This window comes from Streptomyces tubbatahanensis, from assembly GCF_022699385.1.
In the GTDB taxonomy this organism is placed as follows: Bacteria; Actinomycetota; Actinomycetes; order Streptomycetales; family Streptomycetaceae; genus Streptomyces; species Streptomyces diacarni.
The window spans coordinates 4,271,851-4,290,692 of the sequence record NZ_CP093846.1; the positions used below are offsets into that span (position 1 = coordinate 4,271,851).

17 protein-coding genes are annotated in these 18,842 nt (G+C 73.8%); 12 read left to right on the plus strand and 5 right to left on the minus strand.

Going from position 1 to position 18,842, the window contains the following annotated elements; all coding sequences use genetic code 11:
• Positions 1 to 33: 33 nt before the first annotated feature.
• Positions 34 to 651: a hypothetical protein gene (locus MMF93_RS18320; RefSeq protein ID WP_242752956.1), complete on the plus strand. Its 618-nt coding sequence runs from the start codon at positions 34 to 36 to the stop codon at positions 649 to 651.
• A gap of 611 nt (positions 652 to 1,262) precedes the next feature.
• Complete coding sequence (locus MMF93_RS18325; RefSeq protein ID WP_242757642.1) at positions 1,263 to 2,678, plus strand: FG-GAP-like repeat-containing protein; 1,416 nt, start codon at positions 1,263 to 1,265, stop codon at positions 2,676 to 2,678.
• A gap of 44 nt (positions 2,679 to 2,722) precedes the next feature.
• On the opposite strand, the gene MMF93_RS18330 is transcribed toward MMF93_RS18325, so the two are convergent.
• Complete coding sequence (locus MMF93_RS18330) at positions 2,723 to 3,592, minus strand: helix-turn-helix domain-containing protein (protein ID WP_242752957.1); 870 nt, start codon at positions 3,590 to 3,592, stop codon at positions 2,723 to 2,725.
• Positions 3,593 to 3,826: 234 nt separating this feature from the next.
• Here MMF93_RS18330 and MMF93_RS18335 point away from each other — a divergent pair, with 234 nt between their 5' ends.
• From MMF93_RS18335 to MMF93_RS18350, 4 genes are all read left to right on the plus strand, one after another.
• A complete protein-coding gene (locus tag MMF93_RS18335) occupies positions 3,827 to 5,602 on the plus strand; it encodes an ABC transporter ATP-binding protein (protein ID WP_242752966.1) in 1,776 nt (591 codons plus the stop codon).
• Positions 5,599 to 7,341: an ABC transporter ATP-binding protein gene (locus tag MMF93_RS18340; protein ID WP_242752967.1), complete on the plus strand. Its 1,743-nt coding sequence runs from the start codon at positions 5,599 to 5,601 to the stop codon at positions 7,339 to 7,341. Before MMF93_RS18335 ends, MMF93_RS18340 begins: the two co-directional genes overlap by 4 nt.
• A gap of 91 nt (positions 7,342 to 7,432) precedes the next feature.
• Positions 7,433 to 8,818: a hypothetical protein gene (locus tag MMF93_RS18345; RefSeq protein WP_242752969.1), complete on the plus strand. Its 1,386-nt coding sequence runs from the start codon at positions 7,433 to 7,435 to the stop codon at positions 8,816 to 8,818.
• A gap of 368 nt (positions 8,819 to 9,186) precedes the next feature.
• A complete protein-coding gene (locus MMF93_RS18350) occupies positions 9,187 to 9,660 on the plus strand; it encodes an ANTAR domain-containing protein (RefSeq protein WP_242752971.1) in 474 nt (157 codons plus the stop codon).
• A gap of 19 nt (positions 9,661 to 9,679) precedes the next feature.
• Here the strand turns inward: MMF93_RS18350 and MMF93_RS18355 are convergent, their stop codons facing one another.
• From MMF93_RS18355 to MMF93_RS18365, 3 genes are all read right to left on the minus strand, one after another.
• Positions 9,680 to 10,069 carry a hypothetical protein gene (locus MMF93_RS18355; RefSeq protein ID WP_242757895.1) on the minus strand — a complete coding sequence of 130 codons (390 nt, stop codon included), beginning with the start codon at positions 10,067 to 10,069 and terminating at the stop codon, positions 9,680 to 9,682.
• Positions 10,070 to 10,237: 168 nt separating this feature from the next.
• Positions 10,238 to 10,888, minus strand: a complete 651-nt coding sequence (locus MMF93_RS18360) for a phosphoribosyltransferase (RefSeq protein ID WP_242752973.1) — start codon at positions 10,886 to 10,888, stop codon at positions 10,238 to 10,240.
• A 138-nt stretch (positions 10,889 to 11,026) separates the two neighbouring features.
• Complete coding sequence (locus tag MMF93_RS18365; RefSeq protein WP_242752975.1) at positions 11,027 to 11,695, minus strand: dienelactone hydrolase family protein; 669 nt, start codon at positions 11,693 to 11,695, stop codon at positions 11,027 to 11,029.
• Between the two features lie 351 nt (positions 11,696 to 12,046).
• On the opposite strand from MMF93_RS18365, the gene MMF93_RS18370 reads away from it, so the two are divergent.
• The 4 genes from MMF93_RS18370 (at position 12,047) to MMF93_RS18385 (ending at position 16,691) form a co-directional block, all read left to right on the plus strand.
• Positions 12,047 to 13,582: a CitMHS family transporter gene (locus MMF93_RS18370; protein WP_242752976.1), complete on the plus strand. Its 1,536-nt coding sequence runs from the start codon at positions 12,047 to 12,049 to the stop codon at positions 13,580 to 13,582.
• A gap of 222 nt (positions 13,583 to 13,804) precedes the next feature.
• Positions 13,805 to 15,577, plus strand: coding sequence for a sensor histidine kinase (locus MMF93_RS18375; RefSeq protein WP_242752978.1), 1,773 nt, complete (start codon positions 13,805 to 13,807; stop codon positions 15,575 to 15,577).
• Complete coding sequence (locus MMF93_RS18380; RefSeq protein WP_242752986.1) at positions 15,574 to 16,326, plus strand: response regulator; 753 nt, start codon at positions 15,574 to 15,576, stop codon at positions 16,324 to 16,326. The genes MMF93_RS18375 and MMF93_RS18380 overlap by 4 nt, the downstream gene beginning before the upstream one ends.
• A gap of 200 nt (positions 16,327 to 16,526) precedes the next feature.
• Positions 16,527 to 16,691: a hypothetical protein gene (locus MMF93_RS18385; RefSeq protein WP_242752987.1), complete on the plus strand. Its 165-nt coding sequence runs from the start codon at positions 16,527 to 16,529 to the stop codon at positions 16,689 to 16,691.
• Between the two features lie 152 nt (positions 16,692 to 16,843).
• Here the strand turns inward: MMF93_RS18385 and MMF93_RS18390 are convergent, their stop codons facing one another.
• Positions 16,844 to 17,827, minus strand: a complete 984-nt coding sequence (locus MMF93_RS18390; RefSeq protein ID WP_242757643.1) for a formylglycine-generating enzyme family protein — start codon at positions 17,825 to 17,827, stop codon at positions 16,844 to 16,846.
• A gap of 214 nt (positions 17,828 to 18,041) precedes the next feature.
• On the opposite strand from MMF93_RS18390, the gene MMF93_RS18395 reads away from it, so the two are divergent.
• Both MMF93_RS18395 and MMF93_RS18400 read left to right on the plus strand, forming a co-directional pair.
• Positions 18,042 to 18,479: a VOC family protein gene (locus MMF93_RS18395; protein ID WP_242752988.1), complete on the plus strand. Its 438-nt coding sequence runs from the start codon at positions 18,042 to 18,044 to the stop codon at positions 18,477 to 18,479.
• A gap of 161 nt (positions 18,480 to 18,640) precedes the next feature.
• Positions 18,641 to 18,778, plus strand: a complete 138-nt coding sequence (locus tag MMF93_RS18400; protein ID WP_242752989.1) for a hypothetical protein — start codon at positions 18,641 to 18,643, stop codon at positions 18,776 to 18,778.
• Positions 18,779 to 18,842: the final 64 nt, after the last annotated feature.

Sequence of the window (18,842 nt, forward strand, 5' to 3'; positions counted from 1 at the left end):
ACCTTGCGTACGGGGCGAACGGGGGAGCGCACGATGTCCGGAACGGAGTTGCCTGGTGCACAGGGGCAGGCGCAGCTGGGTGCGGCAGGGTCTCTTTCGTCTGCCCAGCGGAAGAAGGCGGGGATCGCCGCGTTGTTCGCCGCGCTGGCGTTGGTGTCCGGCATCGGGCTGCTCAAGACGGACTACTTCGATGTGAAGAGCGTCGTCGAGGAGGCACAGCCGGGAGTATTCACTCTGGACCGGTGCGAGCACGGCGGAGGTACCAAGCAGGGCCCCAGCACCTTCTGCTACGGAGACTTCCGCTCCAGCGACGGGGAGTTGGAGCTGACGGACGTGCCGTTGAAGGAGAGTCACGACGCCGAGGGGACGGAGGCCGGCGAGGCCTTCCCGGCACGTGCCATGCGGCCGGATGTGGGCCCCGCCGAGGTGTTCCGCACCGATGACCAAGGCGAGAGCAACTTGGCGATGCGGGGCGTCGGCGCACTGGGACTGGCGCTCCTCGGCGTGATGCTGGGCGGTTTCGCGGGGCGGACGATGATGGTGCCGGGACCGGCGCGATCCCGGCTCGGTGCCTGGCTGGGCTTCGGCACGGTGGTGTCCTTGCTGCTGTGGCTGATCGGGAGGGGTACCGGAGGCGGGTTCTGGGCCTGAGGCGCCCCGTTTCCGCTGAAGCTGACACGGCGCGGCGTCGACCTCCACGCCCCGGGCCGGCCCGAGGTGCGAAGCCGGGCAACCCGCTCGTCGACTGGGTGGGAACCGGTGGTGAGGGGCGCGCGGGCTGTCGCCCGCGGAGGTGACGCCCACGCCGGCCAGGGCGTACGCGCCGGTGGCGGCCGCGAGGCCGGGCGGCGCGTCGTACGTCACCATCCCGGACACGGCGCGCAGCATCGTGCCGAGGAAGCCGAAGCAGAGGTTCGGGAGGCGCCGCCCCGAGCTGCGTAGGTGGTGACGCGAGGGGGCACGGTCGTGCGCCGCGATTGCTGGTTGAGCCAACAAGGGGCGATTTTCGTGAACTATTCGCGGTCGCGCGTCATCTCATCTGGTGTAGCGGACCAGCGGAGTCGATCGGCGCTCCCCCGGCGAAGAGGAACTACTGAGCCGGGGAGGGCCGTTGAGGCTTGCGACCGTACGTGCCGTAGAACCGTCCCGGTATGCGAAGGAAGCAGCGCATGAGTCATGGAAGACGCCTGGCCGAGCGTGGTGGGGTTCGGCCCCGCGGAATATCGGCAGCCCGCCTCACGACCATCGGGGCCGCCCTTGTGATGGCGACCGTCGGGGGGCTGACCACCGGGGTGTTCGCCCAGCCGCAGCAGGCGAGTGCCACGGAGCAAGGTGAACAGCCGTCCGCGAAGAAGGCGGATGTGGCGGAGGACTTCAACGGGGACGGTTACGCGGACCTGGTCAGCGGCGCTCCCGGGGGGACCGTCAGCGGCAAGGCGAAGGCCGGGTATGTGGCTGTCACCTACGGTTCGGCCAAGGGTCTCGACACCTCGGACAAGCAGCTGGTGAGCCGTTCGACGAGCGGAGTGCCCGGGTCGGCCACTGCGAAGCAGGAGTTCGGGAAGTCCTTCAGCAAGGGGGACCTGGACGGTGACGGTTACGCCGACCTGGTCATCGGGTCGGCGGACGCCTCGTCCGGCAGCGTCATCCTGTGGGGTTCGGCCAAGGGGCTCACCGGCGGTACGGCCATACCCGGGTTCGGGACGACGCCGCAGATCGGCGACTTCGACGGCGACAAGAAGGCCGACCTCGCCCTGCTGGGAGACCCGGGGTCGAGCGGTGACGACCCGGTCAAGCAGCCCGCGGCCCTGTGGAAGGGGCCTGTCACCCGGTCCGGGACGCCCGCCGAGAAGCTCGACTTCCTGGACAAGTCCGAGTGGGACGACGAGAACAACAGCGCCACCTCGATCAGCGGCCCCTCGACGGCCCGTGGCGTGGCCGACGTCAACGGTGACGGCCGGCAGGACCTCATCTTCCGGCGCTACGAGGGCGACGGCGTGTACAGCAGTGACGCCCTCCTCGGCAGCCCCTCCGGCTTCACCGTGTCCACCGGTCCGGACGACGGTGGCGGGGACTTGGACGCGGGGGATGTGGACGGCGACGGCTACGACGACCTCGTGGTGAGTGGCGGCAGTGACCTGTTCGACGAGGTCACGGTCGTCTTCGGGGCGAAGGACGGCCTGTCCGACAGCCGTCGGCAGACGTTCGACCAGAGTCTCGAGGGCTTCCCCGGCGAGGCGCCCTCGGACGGCGAGATGCTCGGCTCCTGCGTCTCGGTCGCGGATGTGACCGGTGACGGCCGCGCCGAGGTCGCCCTGGGCATCCGCTGGAAGGACAGCGGGGACAAGACCGACGCGGGCGCGGTCGCCCTGCTGCACGGCTCCGAGGCGGGGGTCACCGGCCAGGGCAGCCAGCTGTTCGACCAGGACAGCCCGGGCGTGCCCGGGGTCGCCGAGGAGAACGACGAGTTCGGCGCGGCCTGTGCCCTCCTCGACGTCGACGGTGACGGACACCGCGACCTCAACGTCTCCTCGACGGAGGAGAACGACTCCTCCGGCGCGGTGTGGTCGCTCCGTGGCACGGAGACGGGCCTGACGACGGACAACGCCACCTCCTTCGGGCCGAGCGATCTCGGCGCGCCCGTGGACGGGGCACAGCTCGGAAGCTCGCTTCGCTGAACCGGTTGCGCCGGGCGGACGCCCGGCGCAACCGCCGCCACGGGTCAGACAAGCCGCGGGACGTGGTCGGCCCACGCGAGGTCGTCGGGGGGTATCAGGGTGAGGCCGGCGAGGCGGGAGGGGGTCACGCCGGAGAACGCCACCACGTCGCGGTGCAGGTGGGACTGGTCGGTGTAGCCGCAGTCGGCCGCGACCCGGGCCGCCTCCTGTCCTCGGGCCAGGAGGGTGGCGGCCCGGTCGAAGCGGACGAGGCGTACCGCGCGCTTGGGCGGGAGCCCGATCCGCGCGTGGAAACGGGACCACAGCCGCTTGCGGCTCCAGCCGAGTTCGGCGGCCAGTCCGCTGATCCGTACGCGCTGGTGGTCGGCGAGGATGCGGTCCCAGGCCCAGGCCAGTTCCGCTTCGATGGCCGGCTGCTCGGCGGACCTGCGGGCCAGGAGCGCTTCCACCAGGGCGAAGCGCTCCTCCCAGGTGGCGGCCAGGCCCAGTTGCTCGGTGAGGCGCGCTGCCTGCCGGTGGCCCCACAGGTCGGCGAGGGGCACCACGGTGCCTTCCAGGTCCGCCGGTTCCACGCCGAGCACCTCGCGGGCGATCACGGGGGAGAGGCGGACCTGCATCCACTCGACGTGTGCGGCCTGTATGCGCGCCGCGCCACCTGAGCCGAATCCGAGCCCGGTGACCAGGCTTCCGGACTGCCGCCGCCCGGTGTGGTCGTGGATGACGGGCGCACCGTCGCCGCAGGCCAGCGCCAGTGTCATGACCGGGTGCGGGTCGATCCTGTGGTCGACCGGCGCCGGGCCGCGGTCGCTGAACCCGGACAGGACGACGCCGGGCACGCGGCTGGGTCTGACGGGGCGGGCGAGGTCCCAGACGGCGTCGTTTCCGCGCGCGTGCGCGGCCGCGGCAGTTGGCACGAGCGCCATGGTACGTGGGCACTCATACGCAGGCCCCGTCACGTAGAGCCCGTCACGTGGCTCCCGTCCCGTGGATCCCGCCACGCAGGCCCGGTCACGCAGGCCCCGTCACGCAGATCCGGCCACGCAGATCCCAGTTCACGCAGGCCCCGCTGCGCAGAGCCTGGCCCGCACGCCCGTTGACGGGAACATTCCTCCAATCCCTCGGGGCGCACCGGCGCCGAGGGTGGGCGCATGCCTGTTACCCCAACCGCCCGGCCGCCGGGCGTCAGACGCCTGCTGCGCCCGTACGCGGGCGGCTTCGCCGCCGTCGTATCCCTCCAGATCATCGGCGCCGTCGCCGGTCTCCTGCCGCTGCTCGCGGTCGTCGAGCTGGGCCGGACGCTGCTGGCGCCCGGCCCCGCTTCTCCCGGGCACGTCCGCGGGGTCGTCGTCGCGGGCGCGGCCGGTCTCTTCGTGCGGCTGCTGTTCACGGCCGCGTCGTCCGGTGTCGGGCACCTGCTCGACGGCCGTGTGCAGCTGTCGCTGCGCCGGCGGCTGGCCGCGACTCTGGGGCGGGTGCCGATCGGCAGGCTGGCGCGGTGGCGCGGCGGTGAGCTGGCGAAGCTGGTCGGTGAGGACGTCAGCGCGGTGCATCCGGTGATCGCTCATACGCCCGGGGAGTTGGTGTCGGCGTTCGTGGTGCCGCTGGTCTCGCTGGCCTACCTCGTCACCGTGGACTGGCGGTTGACGCTGATCACGCTGGTTCCCGTGCTGCTGGCCGTGGCGCTGGTGCCGCTGATGATGACGCGGGAGCGGCTGCGGGAGCAGCGGGAGTACGACGCGGCCATGGGGCGGATCGCGGGCTCGGTCGTCGAGTTCGTGCAGGGCATCGCGGTGGTCAAGGCGTTCGGCGGCGCGGAGCGCGCGCATCGCGAGTTCCGCGGTGCCGTGGACGACTTCACGCGCAGCTTCTCCGCGATGGTGCGCGGCCTGTCCGGGGTCGCGGCGGGGATGCAGGTGGCGCTGTCGCCGCCGTTCGTGCTGCTGGCGGTGCTGGTCGGCGGCGCGTACCGGATCGCGCGTGGCGGCCTGGCGCCGGCCGATCTGCTGCCTTTCCTGCTGCTGGGCCTGGGGCTGACGGCTCCGGTGGCCGCGCTCGGGCACGGTTTCGACGACGTGCGGGCCGCGCGGCGTGCCCTGGGCCGGATCGGTGACGTGCTCGCCGAGCCGGCGCTGCCCGAGCCGGTGCGACCCCTCGCGCCGCGTGGGCACCGGGTGGAGCTGCGCGGGGTGCGCTTCGGGTACGAGGCCGGGCGCGAGGTCCTGCGCGGTGTGGATCTCGTGCTGGAGCCCGGCACGGTGACCGCGGTCGTCGGCCCTTCGGGGAGCGGCAAGTCGACGCTGGTGCGGCTGCTGCCCCGGTTCGTCGACCCGGACGAGGGCGCGGTGCTGCTCGGCGGCGTCGACCTGCGCGAGGTGGGCAGCCGCGAGCTGTACCGGAGGGTGTCGTTCGTCTTCCAGGACGTACGGCTGCTGCGCGCCTCGATCGCCGAGAACATCGCCCTGGCCGTACCGCACGCCGACCACGACGCCCTCGTCCGCGCCGCCCGGATGGCCGGCATCCACGACCGGATCCTCGCTCTGCCGCGCGGCTACGACGCGGTGATCGGTGAGGACGCCCGGCTGTCGGGCGGCGAGGCGCAGCGCCTCTCGCTCGCCCGCGCCCTGCTCGCCGATGCGCCCGTGCTGGTCCTCGACGAGGCGACCGCCTTCGCCGACCCGCGCACCGAGGCGACGGTACGCGAGGCGCTGGCGCTGACCCGGGGCGCGCGCACGACGCTCGTCATCGCCCACCGGATGGAGACGATCGCGGACGCCGACACCGTCGTGATGCTGCGCGACGGGGAGATCGTCGAGCGCGGAACCCCGGCGGAACTGCGCGCCGACGGCGGAGAGTTCGCCGCGTTCTGGCGGCTGCACGCCGGTGTGGCCGAGACCGATGCGACAGGAGGGCGGGAGACCCGATGATCACCATGTTGCTGCGCGTGCTCGGCCGCGAGTACGCGGGGCGGGTGCGCCGCACCGTCGCCCTCATGACCGCGACCGCCCTCGTCGAAGGGCTGTCGTACGCCCTGCTGGTCCCCGTGCTGCGGGCGCTGTTCGGCGGCTCGCCCGAGGACGCCTGGCCCTGGCTGCTCGCCTTCGGCGCCGCGGTCGCGGGCTACGCGGTGCTGCGCTACGTCAGCGACCGGTCCGGCTTCCGCGCCGGCACCACGATGCTGCACGGCATGTACGTCCGGCTCGGGGATCACCTCGCCCGGCTGCCGCTGGGCTGGTACGGGCCGGGCCGGGTCGGCGAGGTGTCCGTCCTGGCGAGCCAGGGCGTCCTGAGGGCGATGAGTGTGCTCGCGCACCTGCTGGCGCCGTTCGTCTCCGCCTGCGTGACGCCGCTGACGATCGTCGGCGTGATGCTCGCCTTCAGCTGGCAACTGGGCCTCGCAGCGCTGGCCGCCGTGCCGGTCGTCGCCGCGGTCCAGCTCCGCACGGCGCGCGCCACCACCGCCGCCGACACCGAGCGCGTCGCCCGCGAGCGCGAGGCCACAGGGCGCGTCATCGAGTACCTCCGGGCCCAGCCCGTGCTGCGGGTCGGCGGCCGCACCGCCGAGCGCTTCGGGCTGCTCGACGACGCCCTCGCCGACCAGCAGCGCGCCTCCCGCCGGGCCACGCTCTCGGCGCTGCCCGGCGTGCTGGGGCTGGCGGCCACCGTGCAGGCGGTGTTCACCGGGCTGCTCGCCCTGGGCGCCTACCTCGCTCTCGGTGGGGACCTCGGCGCGGCCGAGGTCCTGGCCGTCCTGGTGCTCGCCGCCCGCTGCGCCGACCCGCTGCTCTCGCTCGCCGAGATCGGCGGCAGCCTGCGCGCCGCCCGCGCCGAGCTGGCCCGCCTCGATCAGGTGCTGCGCACCGAGCCGCTGCCGGAGCCTGCCGCACCGCTCCGGCCGAGCGGCCACGACGTGGAGTTCGACGCCGTCACCTTCCGCCACGGCGGCCGCACCGTGACCGACGCGGTGTCGCTGTCGGTACCCCAGGGCGGGCGGCTGGCCGTCGTCGGCCCGTCGGGCGCGGGCAAGAGCACGCTGCTGCAACTGCTCGCCCGCTTCCACGACGTGGACGCCGGCGCCGTGCGGATCGGAGGCGTGGACGTGCGGGAGATGGCGACGGCGGAGCTGATGGAGCGGGTCGCCCTCGTCTCCCAGGACGTCTACCTCTTCGACGGCACCATCGAGGACAACGTGCGCCTCGGCCGTCCGGACGCGACCGGCGCCCAGGTGCGTGCCGCCGGCGCCGCGGCGCTGCTGGACGACGTGGTCGAGCGGCTGCCCGGCGGCTGGTCGGCGCGCGTCGGCGAGGGCGGCGCGCTGCTGTCCGGCGGCGAGCGGCAGCGCGTCGCGCTCGCACGGGCCCTGCTCAAGGACGCGCCCCTCGTGCTGCTGGACGAGGTGACCTCGGCTCTGGATCCGGTCAGTGAGGCCGCCGTGCACACCGGGATCGAGCGGCTGATGAAGGGCCGCACGGTGGTGATGGTCGCCCACCGGATGCGCACCGTCCGCCGCGCCGACCGGGTCGCCTTCCTGGACGGCGGCCGCGTCGTCGAGCAGGGCAGCCACGACCAGCTGCTGCGGCGGGGCGGGCGGTATGCCGAGTACTGGGACCTCACGGTGGGTGTCGCCGGGCGGTCCGTGGGGGACGGGGCTGACGCGAAGCGGTGATCAGTGGCCGGGGGCCGGCCACGGTCGGAGTGGGTTCACGCTTCCCTCCGGGAAGCGCGAGGTATGCCCCTTTTGCGCTACTGTCGATCGTATGAAGACCGTACGGCGGGTCTTGGGCCTCCTGCCTCTGTTCGGCGCGGTGGTGGCCGCGCTGCTGCTGACCGCGGCAGCCGCTGCCGGGCCGCGCGCGGTGGGCGCGGTGGGCGGGGTGGACGAGGCCGCGCAGGCGCTGCGGGACGGGCCCGTGTACGTGGACCCGCGGGCGCGGAAGGCGCTGCCGCCGTCCGACGCCGACGCGCTGGCGGACCGGATCGAGCGCGCCGACAAGCCGGTCTTCGTCGTGGTGCTGCCTGCCTCCGGGGAGTTCGACCGGGACACGCTGCTCCAGGACCTGCGGACCCGTACGGGCATCACCGGTGTGTACGCCGTCGCGCTCGGTGACCGGTTCGACGCCGGCGCGGACAGTCAGGTGATGTCCAGGGAGGCGGTGCGGAACGTGTCGGGGGCGGTCGAGCGCGCGCACTCCGGCGACCCCCGTGCGGCGGTGACGGACTTCGTCGACCAGGCGATCGAGCAGGCCGACGGTACGGCGCCCGCCTCCTGGGACGGCGGCGGCGCGGCACCGGAAGGACGCGGTAGTGGGGGCGTGGGCGCGGTCGTCACCCTCGGTGCGCTCGTTCTGCTGGCGGTGGGCGGTGCCGTGCTGGTGAGCAGGCGGGGCCGCAAGCGGCGGGAGCGCCAGGAGCGGGCCGGTCTCGAGGAGCTCCGTCCTGTCGTGGACGAGGACATCACCGCGTTCGGTGAGGAACTGGGCCGCATCGGGTTCGACCCGACGGGCCCGGACGCGGGCCCGGAGGCGCGGGAGGACTACGCCGCGGCCCTGGACGCGTACGAGGCGGCCAAGTCGGCCATGGCCACGGCGCGCCGCGCCGACGACGTGCGGGGCGTGAGCGAGGCGCTGGAGCGGGGCCGGTTCGCCCTCGCGACGCTCGACGCGCGGCTCAAGGGGGAGGAGCTGCCTCAGCGCAGGCCGCCGTGCTTCTTCGACCCCCGGCACGGGCCCTCGGTCGAGGACGTGGCCTGGACGCCGCCGGACGGAGGTAGCGAACGGACGATCCCGGTCTGCGCCGCGGACGCGACCCGGCTGGCGGACGGACTGGAGCCGTCGGCCCGGCAGGTCGGCACGCCGGAAGGACCGCGCCCTTACTGGGAGGCGGGTCCCGTGTACGCGCCCTGGGCCGCGGGTTACTTCGGCGGCGGCCTGCTCCCCGGGATGCTCATGGGCACCCTGCTGGGCAGCAGCCTCTTCGGGCCGTACGCCTACGGCGCCGACGGTTTCGGGTACGGGGACGGGGGCGACTTCACCGGCGGTGACGTCTCCGGCGGCGATTTCGACTCGCGCGACTTCGGGGGTGGCTTCGGCGACGGCGGGGGCGGCTTCGGCGGTGGGGACTTCGGCGGGGGCGGCGGCTTCTGACCGGGCCGGGTGCCGGATATCGGCCCGGCAACGGTCGGTAACGACCTGCCAACGGACCGGTGGGGTGCCGTTTGGCCGCAGGCGCACTCGGTTACCTGCATGAGTGCGCGGGGCCGAGCTCGCTCCGTGTAGGCACCGGTGGGTTGGGGAAACAGCCCCCGGTGCCGTAGCGCCTCGATGGGTGTTTTGTCCCGAAACGTGGAGGCGGTACGGGGTTGCTGCGCCCAGGGTCTGGGGGCCACCCTCGAAGGAGGCCGAACGAGACTGGAGACGGCCGAACGAGGCCGATCACGCGCCAGAACGCCACGTTGAGGACGACCACCCCTGGGGGACCGATGGGTGCGGCAGCCGGCTCTGCGAGGACGTCCGTGGACCGTGCTCGCCGCAGAGCCAGGGCCACCACGCCCTCGCGTGCCGAGGCGGTGGCGTTCCACCCGCCCGGCACGCGGCACGGCGTGGACGGTGGGACCGGTCGGAACGGCGAGTACACGAACGGCGAGTACGCGAACGGCGAGTTCGCGGAGGCGCCGAACGCTCCGGAGCGGCAGCGGGAGCAGCTGTGCGAGCAGGTCGAGGAGCTGCGCACCGAGGTGGAGCAGTTGCGGCAGGCCGCCGAGTCCCGGCCGGTCATCGATCAGGCGCGGGGCATGGTGATGGCCCTGGCGCCCTGCGACGCGCAGACGGCGTGGTGGGTGCTGGTGCAGGTCTCCCAGCGCTCCAACGTGAAGTTGCGCCGGGTGGCCCGGGCGCTGGTCGCCGGCGCGGAGGGTACGCCCGTACCCGAGCCCGTGCGCGGGGCGTTGGCCGCGGCCCTGCACCGGGTGCGTACCGACTCCCGGTGAGAGGCGCCGGGCAGGCGGCTCAGCCCTGGTGGCTGTCCTTAGGGGACGGCACGGTGTGCTGCTGCTCCGGCTGTGCGCGCTGACCCAACGGGCGCGGACGCCGGGGCCGTTCCTGTGGGCCGGCGGGAGGGGCGGCGGGAGCAGCGTCCGGGGCAGGAGAGGGAGCGGAAGCAGCAGGAGCAGGAGCAGGAGCGGGGGCAGGAGGGGTAGGGGGAGGGGTGGGGTCGGGGGCGGGTTCCTGGGGTCTGCCGGTATCGGGGTGGCGGCTGTGCACCGGGGAGAAGTCGAGCGCCTGCTCGGCCTCCTGCTGGAGGGCCTGCGCGGTTTCGCGGACCTCCGCGAGCACGTCACCGTGCTCCTCGATCAGGCTGTTGTAGATCGGTGAGGCGGGGCTGCTGTCGGCCGGCATGGACGGCTCTCCTCTCGGACTGTGGACACAGAACCGGCCACCCGCGTCGGAGCACGCGGGCGGCCAGACGCCGACGATACGCCCCTGGAACGGGGCACCTGGGCCTCTGAGCGCCTCTTGTGGCATACCTCGCAGTTGGCCGGTTCTGTACGGTGCTGCCGGAGTGCCTCAGCGGGCCGGTGTAGCGTGCAGAGCGGCGAGGACCTCCTCGTCCGTGGTCTGCGGGAAGTCGTCGTACCAGAGGCCGACGGCCTCGAAGGCGGCCGGCTGGTGCAGGCAGACCACCGTGTCGGCCTCCGAGCTGAGCGCCGTCACGGACTGGGGTGCGCCGACGGGGGCGGCCAGTACCAGGCGGGCGGGCCCCTGTCCGCGTACGCGGCGGAGCGCGGCGCGTGCGGTGACTCCCGTGGCGAGGCCGTCGTCGACGACGATCACCGCGCGGTCCGCGACGCGCGGCGCCGGGCGGTCGCCCCGGTAGAGGGCCTCGCGGCGGGTCAGTTCCGTCCGCTCGTGCGCGACCTGGGCCGACAGCCGGTCCTCGGTCAGCCCCAGCATCTCCAGTGCCGTGCGGTCGTAGACGGGCGGGTCCTCGCCGGCGAGCGCGCCGACCCCGTACTCGGGACGGCCCGGCAGTCCGATCTTGCGGGCCACGAGCACGTCGAGCGGCGCGTGCAGGGCGCGGGCCACCTCCACGGCGACGGGCACGCCCCCGCGGGGCAGTGCCAGGACCAGCGGGTCGGGCAGTTCCTCCTGCCGCCGCAGGTCGTCGAGCGAGGCGGCGAGTTCGCGGCCCGCCTGGGTGCGGTCTGCGAAACGCATCGGGGTTCCTCCCAGTTTCCGAGAGTCGGGCTGTGGCCGTGCGCACCAGCGGTGACTGTGCGCACCAGCGGCGGATGCCCGGCGGCTGTCCGCGCCTTGGGCGGCTGTCCGCACCCTGTGGGGCTGTGCGCCGCGTGGCTACTCGCCGTCTGTGGTGGGCGGGAGCGCGAACCAGCGGCTCGCCTCCCTGGCGACCTCCTCCAACGCCCCGGGTTCCTCGAACAGGTGCGTGGCCGAGGGGACGACGTGGATGCGGTGCGGGGCCCGCAGCCGGGCTGCCGCCGCCTCGTTGAGCCGCAGTACCTCCTGGTCGTTCCCGCCGACGATCAGCAGGACGGGAGCCAGCACGTCCGGCAGCGCGTCCCCTGCCAGGTCGGGACGGCCTCCGCGGGAGACCACCGCGTACACCGTGCGCCCCCGGTCGGCGGCGGCGGTCAGCGCGGCCGCCGCGCCGGTGCTCGCCCCGAACAGGCCCACCGGCAGTCCGCCGGTCAGCTCGTGCCGTTCCAGCGCGTCGATCGCCGCCACCAGGCGGCGCCCGAGCAGCGGGATGTCGAAGCGGTGTGCGGCGGTCGCCGCGTCCGTGCGCTCCTCGTCCCCGGTCAGCAGGTCGAGCAGCAGGGTGGCCAGGCCCTCCTCGCGCAGCGCGGCGGCGACCGCACGGTTGCGGGGGCTGAACCGCGAGCTGCCGCTGCCGTGGGCGAACAGCACGGTCGCGTTCGCCCGGCCGGGCACCGCGAGGTCGCCGGTGAGGAGGGCGCCGTCGCCGCTCTCGAGCGTGACGGTCCGCGTCGTCTCGGCAGCCATGCCTGATCACTTCCGTGGCTCGGCATTCCTTGTCAGGCCGCTTCCCGGGTGCCCCCGCGCGCAGGGCCCCAATCACCCGCCGCCACCTCGGACCCGGCCGTCGCTCCACGGCCCCGTGTACCCCGCCCACCCCCCGTGAGCTGGGGTTTCGCGCATATTGCTCGCGGATGACGCCCTTGTGACGGGCATGTCGCGCTGCTTACGGTCGGGCGACCGCAGGGCATCGGGGCCCGGCCGGAGGGCTGTCGGCCGCCGCATGCTCCGCCGCCTTTCGTTGCCGGGCCCCGGGGACCGTCTTCCGGCCCCGGGCGGGCCCCGCCGCTCTCGCGGCGGGCGAGAGATTGGTTTTCCATGCTGACGATCCTCGGATTCGTCATGATCGCCGTCTTCCTGGTGCTGATCATGACGAAGAAGATGTCCCCCATCGCCGCGCTGGTGCTCGTTCCCGCGCTGTTCTGCGTCCTGGTCGGCCAGGGGGCCGACCTGGGCGGTTACGTGCTCGACGGGATCGGTGACCTCGCGCCCACGGCCGCGATGCTGATGTTCGCGATCATCTACTTCGGCGTGATGATCGACGTGGGTCTCTTCGACCCGATCGTGCGGGGCATCCTGCGGTTCTGCAAGGCCGACCCCCTGCGGATCGTCGTCGGCACGGCGGTGCTCGCCGCGATCGTCTCGCTGGACGGCGACGGCTCGACGACATTCATGATCACCGTCTCGGCGATGCTGCCGCTCTACCGGCGGCTGGGGATGAGCGTGGTCGTGATGACGGGGGTCGCCGCCACGGCCAACGGCGTGATGAACACCCTGCCGTGGGGCGGCCCCACCGCGCGGGCCGCGACCGCCCTCCACCTCGACGCCGGCGACATCTTCGTCCCGATGGTGCCCGCGCTCGCCGTCGGCATGGTCTGCGTCCTCGCCCTCGCCTACGTCCTCGGCGTACGGGAACGCCGCCGCCTGGGCACCCTCTCCCTCGACGGGCCGGGCGAACGCGGTGCCGCACACGAGGACGCGCGGGAGCCGGAGACCGCGCTGGTGGGCGCGGGCACGGCTGCCGGTTCGGGCAGCGGCGGTGGCCAGGGCGGTGGCGGTGACCGCAGCCGTGGCGTCCGGGCGCGGCTCTCGCTCCGCAAGGGCGGTGCCCCGGCCGGCGGCGGCCCCGCGGCCGGCGGAAGCGCGGCGGTCGGCGGCGGGGTCGGCGACGCGGCCCCGGAGGCCGTCGGCGCGGAGTCCTCGGGTGCGGAGTCCGCCGTCCTGGACCCGGACCGCGCGTGCCTGCGCCCCCGGCTGTACTGGTTCAACGCGGCCCTCACCGTGGCGCTGCTCGCCCTGCTGATCGCCCAGGTGCTGCCGATCCCGGTGCTGTTCCTGCTGGGCGCCGCGATCGCGTTGACGGTGAACTTCCGCGAGATGGCCGAGCAGAAGGCCCGGATCGCCGCGCACGCGGAGAACGTGCTCAACGTCTCCGGCATGGTCTTCGCCGCGGCCGTCTTCACCGGCGTCCTGACCGGTACGGGCATGGTGGACGAGATGGCCCGCTCCGTGGTCGGGGCCGTCCCCGACGCGCTCGGGCCGCACATGGCGCTGGTCACGGGCGTTCTCAGCATTCCGTTCACCTATCTGATGTCGAACGACGGCTTCTATTTCGGCATCGTCCCGATCCTCTCCGAGGCGGGGGCCGCACACGGGGTGAGCTCGCTGGAGATCGCCCGTGCCTCGCTCGTCGGCCAGCCGCTGCACATGTCCAGCCCGCTGGTGCCGGCCGTGTACGTGCTGGTCGGGATGGCGAAGGTCGAGTTCGGCGAGCACACGAGGTTCACGATCAAATGGGCCGTGCTCACGTCGCTGTCCGTACTGGCGGCCGGGTTCCTGTTCGGCATCCTCTAGGGCTCCCGCGGGGCCTCCCGCCCGCGCCTCCGGTTCCCCTACTCTGCCTGGCAGGACATGAACGGAATATGTGATTCCGGTCGGCCGTGGCCGCACCCCGGCACGGAAGGCCGCACGCCGGCACGGTAGGCCGCACCCCGGCACGGAAGGCCGCACCCCGGCGCGGAAAGCCGCATACCACTACGGAAGTCATACGGCGTGACGGAGAGGAGGCGACGCCCCATGCGCATCAGGCCCCCGCGCATCAGGCCGCCGCGCCGCGTCTTCTCCCACGTGCTGACCGCACAGCTCGCCCTCGTCGTCGGGGTGACCGCGCTGGTCAGCGGGTTGTTCCTGGCGCCGCTCGGCGACCAGCTCGACCGGCAGGCGATGCGCCGCGCCCTCGCCATCGCCCAGACCACGGCTGCCAGGCCGCAGCTCGCGGCCGAGCTGGCCGCCCGAGGGGAAGCCGGGCGCGCGCCCTCCGCCGACGGGCCGCTCCAGGCCGAGGCGGAGCGCGTCCGCCGGTCCACCGGCGCCGAGTACGTCGTCGTGCTGGACCGGCGCGGCATCCGCTGGTCCCATCCCTCACCCTCACAGGTCGGGCAGCACGTCTCCACCAACCCGGGGCAGGTGCTCTCAGGTCGGGAGGTGACGCAGATCGACGAGGGCACCCTCGGCCGCTCCGCGCGCGGCAAGGCCCCGCTGCGGGACGCGGACGGGCACGTCGTCGGCGCCGTCTCCGTCGGCATCGACTACGCCAACGTCCGCGACGGGCTGCTGGCGGCCGTGCCCGGGCTGCTGACGTACGCGGGCGGTGCGCTGGCCGTCGGGGCGCTCGCCGCCTGCCTCCTCGCCCGCGGGCTGCGCCGCCGCACCCACGCGCTCGCCTTCTCCGACATCTCCGCGCTGCTGGCGGAGCGGGAAGCGATGCTGCACGGGCTGGCGGAAGGCGTCGTCGCGCTCGACGCGGACGGGCGGGTCCGGCTCGTCAACGACGAGGCACAGCGGCTGCTCGGCCTCGGCCCCGAAGCCCTCGGCCGCCCGGTCGCCGAAGCGCTCGGCGCCGCGCCGGGCGGGGCGGGCGGCGAGCCGCCCGAGCGCGGAGGCCGTACGGCGGACGTGCTGACCGGGCGGGTGACAGGGCGCGACCTGGTGACCGTCAGCGGCAACCGCGTCCTGGTCGCCAACCGGATGCCCACGGCGGACGGCGGCGCCGTCGCCACCCTCCGCGACCGCACCGAACTGCTGCGCCTCGGCCGCGAACTGGAGGGCACCCGCGGGCTCCTCGACGCGCTCCGCGCCCAGGACCACGAGCACGCCAACCGCCTGCACACCCTCCTCGGACTGCTGGAGCTGGAGCTGTACGAGGAGGCCGCGCGGTTCGTCACCGACGCGCTCGGCGTGCACCGCGCCACCGCCGAGCAGGTCACCGAGCGAGTCCACGATCCGCTGCTGTCCGCGCTGCTGGTCGGCAAGGCGGCGGTCGCCGCAGAGCGCGGCGTCGCCCTGCGCCTCGCCCCCGCCTCCCACCTCCCCGACCGGCTGATCGACCCGGGCGGCCTGGTGACCGTCGTCGGCAACCTCGTGGACAACGCGCTCGACGCGGCGTCCGGCGGGGCACAACCCGCGGTCGAGGTGGAGATGTGCGCGGAGGACCGTACGGTACTGCTGGCCGTACGGGACTCGGGGCCCGGCGTGCCTGCCGCCCGGCGGCACCTGGTGTTCGAGGAAGGCTGGTCGACGAAGGCCGCGGGCACGCACCCGCCCGATTCCGGAGCGCACCGGGGTCTCGGCCTGGCCCTGGTACGCCGGTTCGCCGAGCGGGCCGGCGGCAGCGTACGGGTCGGCGCCGCGCCCGGCGGCGGCGCCGAGTTCCGCGTCGTCCTGCCGGAGGCACTGGCCGAAGCCCTCCCGGACGACGCGGACGAGACCGACAAGGAACCGCCGCACGACGGTGGCGGCCGGCGCGACGGCCGCCCGGCGGCCGCGGGGCCGGGAGGAGCGCGGACATGACGGGTGCAGCGGGTGAGAGCGCCGACGCCGCATCCCGCAGGCGCGGCGCGGGCGAGGTCATCGACGTCCTCGTCGTGGACGACGACCCCAACGTCGCCCGCATCAACGCCGCTTACGTCGAGAAAGTGCCCGGCTTCCGCGTCAGCGGCACCGCGCACAGCGCCGCCGAGGCGCTGCTCTTCCTGCGCGGCCACCCCGTCGACCTGGTGCTGCTGGACCACTACCTGCCGGACGAGTCGGGGCTGGCGCTGCTGCACCGCCTGCACGGGACCGGCGTCGCACCGGAGGTCATCATGGTGACTGCGGCCCGCGACACGGCGACCGTCCGCGCGGCCCAGCGGCAGGGGGCGCTCCAGTACGTCGTGAAGCCGTTCACCTTCGCCCACCTGCGCGGCAAGCTCGACAGCTACGCGGCGCTGCGCCACGAGTTGGCCACCGCACCGGTGGCCGAGGCCACGCAGGAGACGGTGGACCGCATCTTCGGCGCGGCGGCCGTCCCCGGCGACGGCGCGGAAACCCTCCCCAAGGGGCATTCGGTGCTCACCGCCGACCTGGTGCGCGGCGTCGTGCACGCCGCCCGGGCGCCCCTCTCGGCGCAGGAGGTCGCCGAGCGCGCGGGCCTGAGCCGTCAGACGGCGCAGCGCTACCTGAAGCTGCTGGAGGGCGCCGGCCTGGTCCGCCGCCGCCTCAAGCACGGGGAGACGGGCCGCCCGGTCCACCTCTACCGCTGGAGCGGCCCCGCGGCCTGAGCCCAAGTCGCAGACGCCGGCGAACAGTGCCAGCCCCTCTCAGGAGGTGAGGAACATGCTCATCCGGAAGAGGACGGCACTGACGGTGGCGACAGCGGTATGCGGTGCAGGACTCGTGGCAGCGGCTCCGGCCCAAGCGGAGAGCCACTCGGCGTCCTCCCTGGGGGCAGAACTGCATCACGTCGCTGGAGCGCAAGCGAGTGGGCTCCGGCGGCTACAACTGGACCCAGGTGTCGCGCAACCACTGGATGACCAGCGTCAAGCGTGCGACCGGTTTCCACAGGAACGGCACCAACGCCGGGTCACGCGTCTGCATCGAGAACAGCGTCACCGGCAAGCGCGGCTGCGGGGCCGCCAAGTGGTGATGTCCCTCGGCGTGCCCTTCACGCACCGTTGAGACGAGTGTGGGGCGGGCACGGACGCCCGCCCCACACTCAGCTGCTCACCTCACCCGTGGCCGGCTGGTCGAGGTGCTGCGGGACGTGCACCGGATCGCGTGGGTCCGGTCCACGGACGCTCAGTGTCCGGGCAGCGCCGATACGGACACCGCGCAGCGGAAACCGCCGTGTCCCGTCGAACTGTCGGGCGCGTTCGCGGTGCGGGCGGCGACGCGGTACCGGTTGCAGTACGTGTGGTGGCACAGGTGTGAGCCGCCGCGCAGCACACGGTTGGCGCCCTCCGGCGGCCCCGCGGGGTCGGTCCGCGTCTCGGGACGGTCCGCGGCGTGCCAGTCGGCCGAGAAGCGGTCCGCGCACCACTCCCACACGTTGCCCGACGTGTTGTAGAGGCCGTACCCGTTCGCCCCGAACGCGTTCACCGGGGCCGTGCCCACGTGGCCGTCCTCCCCGGTGTTGTGCGTGGGGAAGCGGCCCCGCCAGATGTTGCAGCGGTGCCGGCCCCGGGGGGACAGTTCGTCGCCCCAGGGGAACCTCGCCTGGACGAGGCCGCCGCGCGCGGCCTTCTCCCACTCGGCCTCGGTGGGCAGCCGCTTGCCCGCCCACCGCGCGTAGGCGCTCGCGTCGTGCCACGAGACGTGGACGACGGGGTGGTGGCCGCGCTCGCCGACCGAGGAGCCGGGCCCCTCGGGCGCCCGCCAGTACGCGCCCTCCACCGCCCGCCACCAGGGGGCGCCCGGCACGGTGCCGGGCAGCACGGAAGCCTGTGCCGTGGGCGGGACGAACGGGCCGAAGACGTAGCTCCAGCCGAAGCGTTCGGCCTCCGTCCGGTACCCCGTCGCCTTGACGAAACGGGCGAACCTGGCGTTCGTCACGCAGGCCTCGTCGATGTGGAAGGCCGAGACGGTGACCTCGCGCACCGGCCCCTCACCGTCCACCGGGACGGCGTCCGCGTCGTCCCCGCCCATCAGGAACGGGCCGCCCGGGATTCGGACCATGCCGCGCAAGATGTCGGTACGGGTGCGCGCTGGGACCGCGAACTCCGCCTCCGCGACGGGGGCCGCCGTCGGCCCCGCCGCACGGTCGGGGCCGCAGCAGGCGCTCACCGCTCCCCTCCGGGAAGCGGCCGGCTCGGCGACGACGGGCGGGCGGCTGGGGGGTGCGCTCATGTCCGCATCGTCATCCGGGCGGGTGATCTGCGTCAACGCCGCGGACGGCGTCCGGCCCCGTGCTGTCCCGCCGCCCTCGGGGGCGTCCTTGGGCGAGGCGGCGCGTTCATGTCGGAAGGCGCTGTCGGTCCGCCTCAGTAGCATCCCCCGCATGGCCATCAAACTCGAGAACGTCGGCATCGCCGTGCGCGACCTCGAAGCAGCGCTCTCCTTCTTCACCGATCTCGGCCTCACGGTCCTCAGCCGCGACACGGTCAGCGGCGAGTGGACCGAGACCGCCGTCGGCCTCGACGGCAACCACGCCCGCATCGCGATGCTCCAGACTCCGGACGGCCACGGCCGCCTCGAACTCTTCGAGTACCTCCACCCCGAAGCGATCGAGACGGAGCCCACCCGCCCCCACGAGATCGGCATGCACCGCGTCGCCTTCTCGGTCGACGACCTCGACGAAGCCCTCGCGACAGCCGCGCGGCACGGATGCCATCCCCTGCGCGGGGTGGCGACCTACCAGGACCTCTACAGGCTCACCTACCTCCGGGGCCCCAGCGGCATCATCGTGATGCTCGCCGAGGAACTGAAGAAGAGCTGACGCCCCGATCGGACCGCCCACCCTCAGGACCGGGGCCGGGGCCTGTCCGGCGGGATCATGGTCTGAGCCGGAGTCGGTCCGCTGCGGTGGTGAGGGTGGCGTTCGTGAACTGATCTCCAGGTCCCGTGGCGTGCCGGCAGGCCACGCCACGGGACACTGGCGTGGCCCCGGAAGGCGGCACGGTGGCGGGGCGGCTTCGCCCCGCACGTGTCAGACGGTCGGAGCCGGAGGAGACCGCTCAGGAGTGGGAGCCCATGGCGCCCGTGGAGTTGGCCGTCTTCGACACCTTCACGAAGTAGGCCTTTCCGTCCTTGAAGCCGCTCAGCGTCTTCGACGACGACCCGCCGACAGAACCCCGACGGG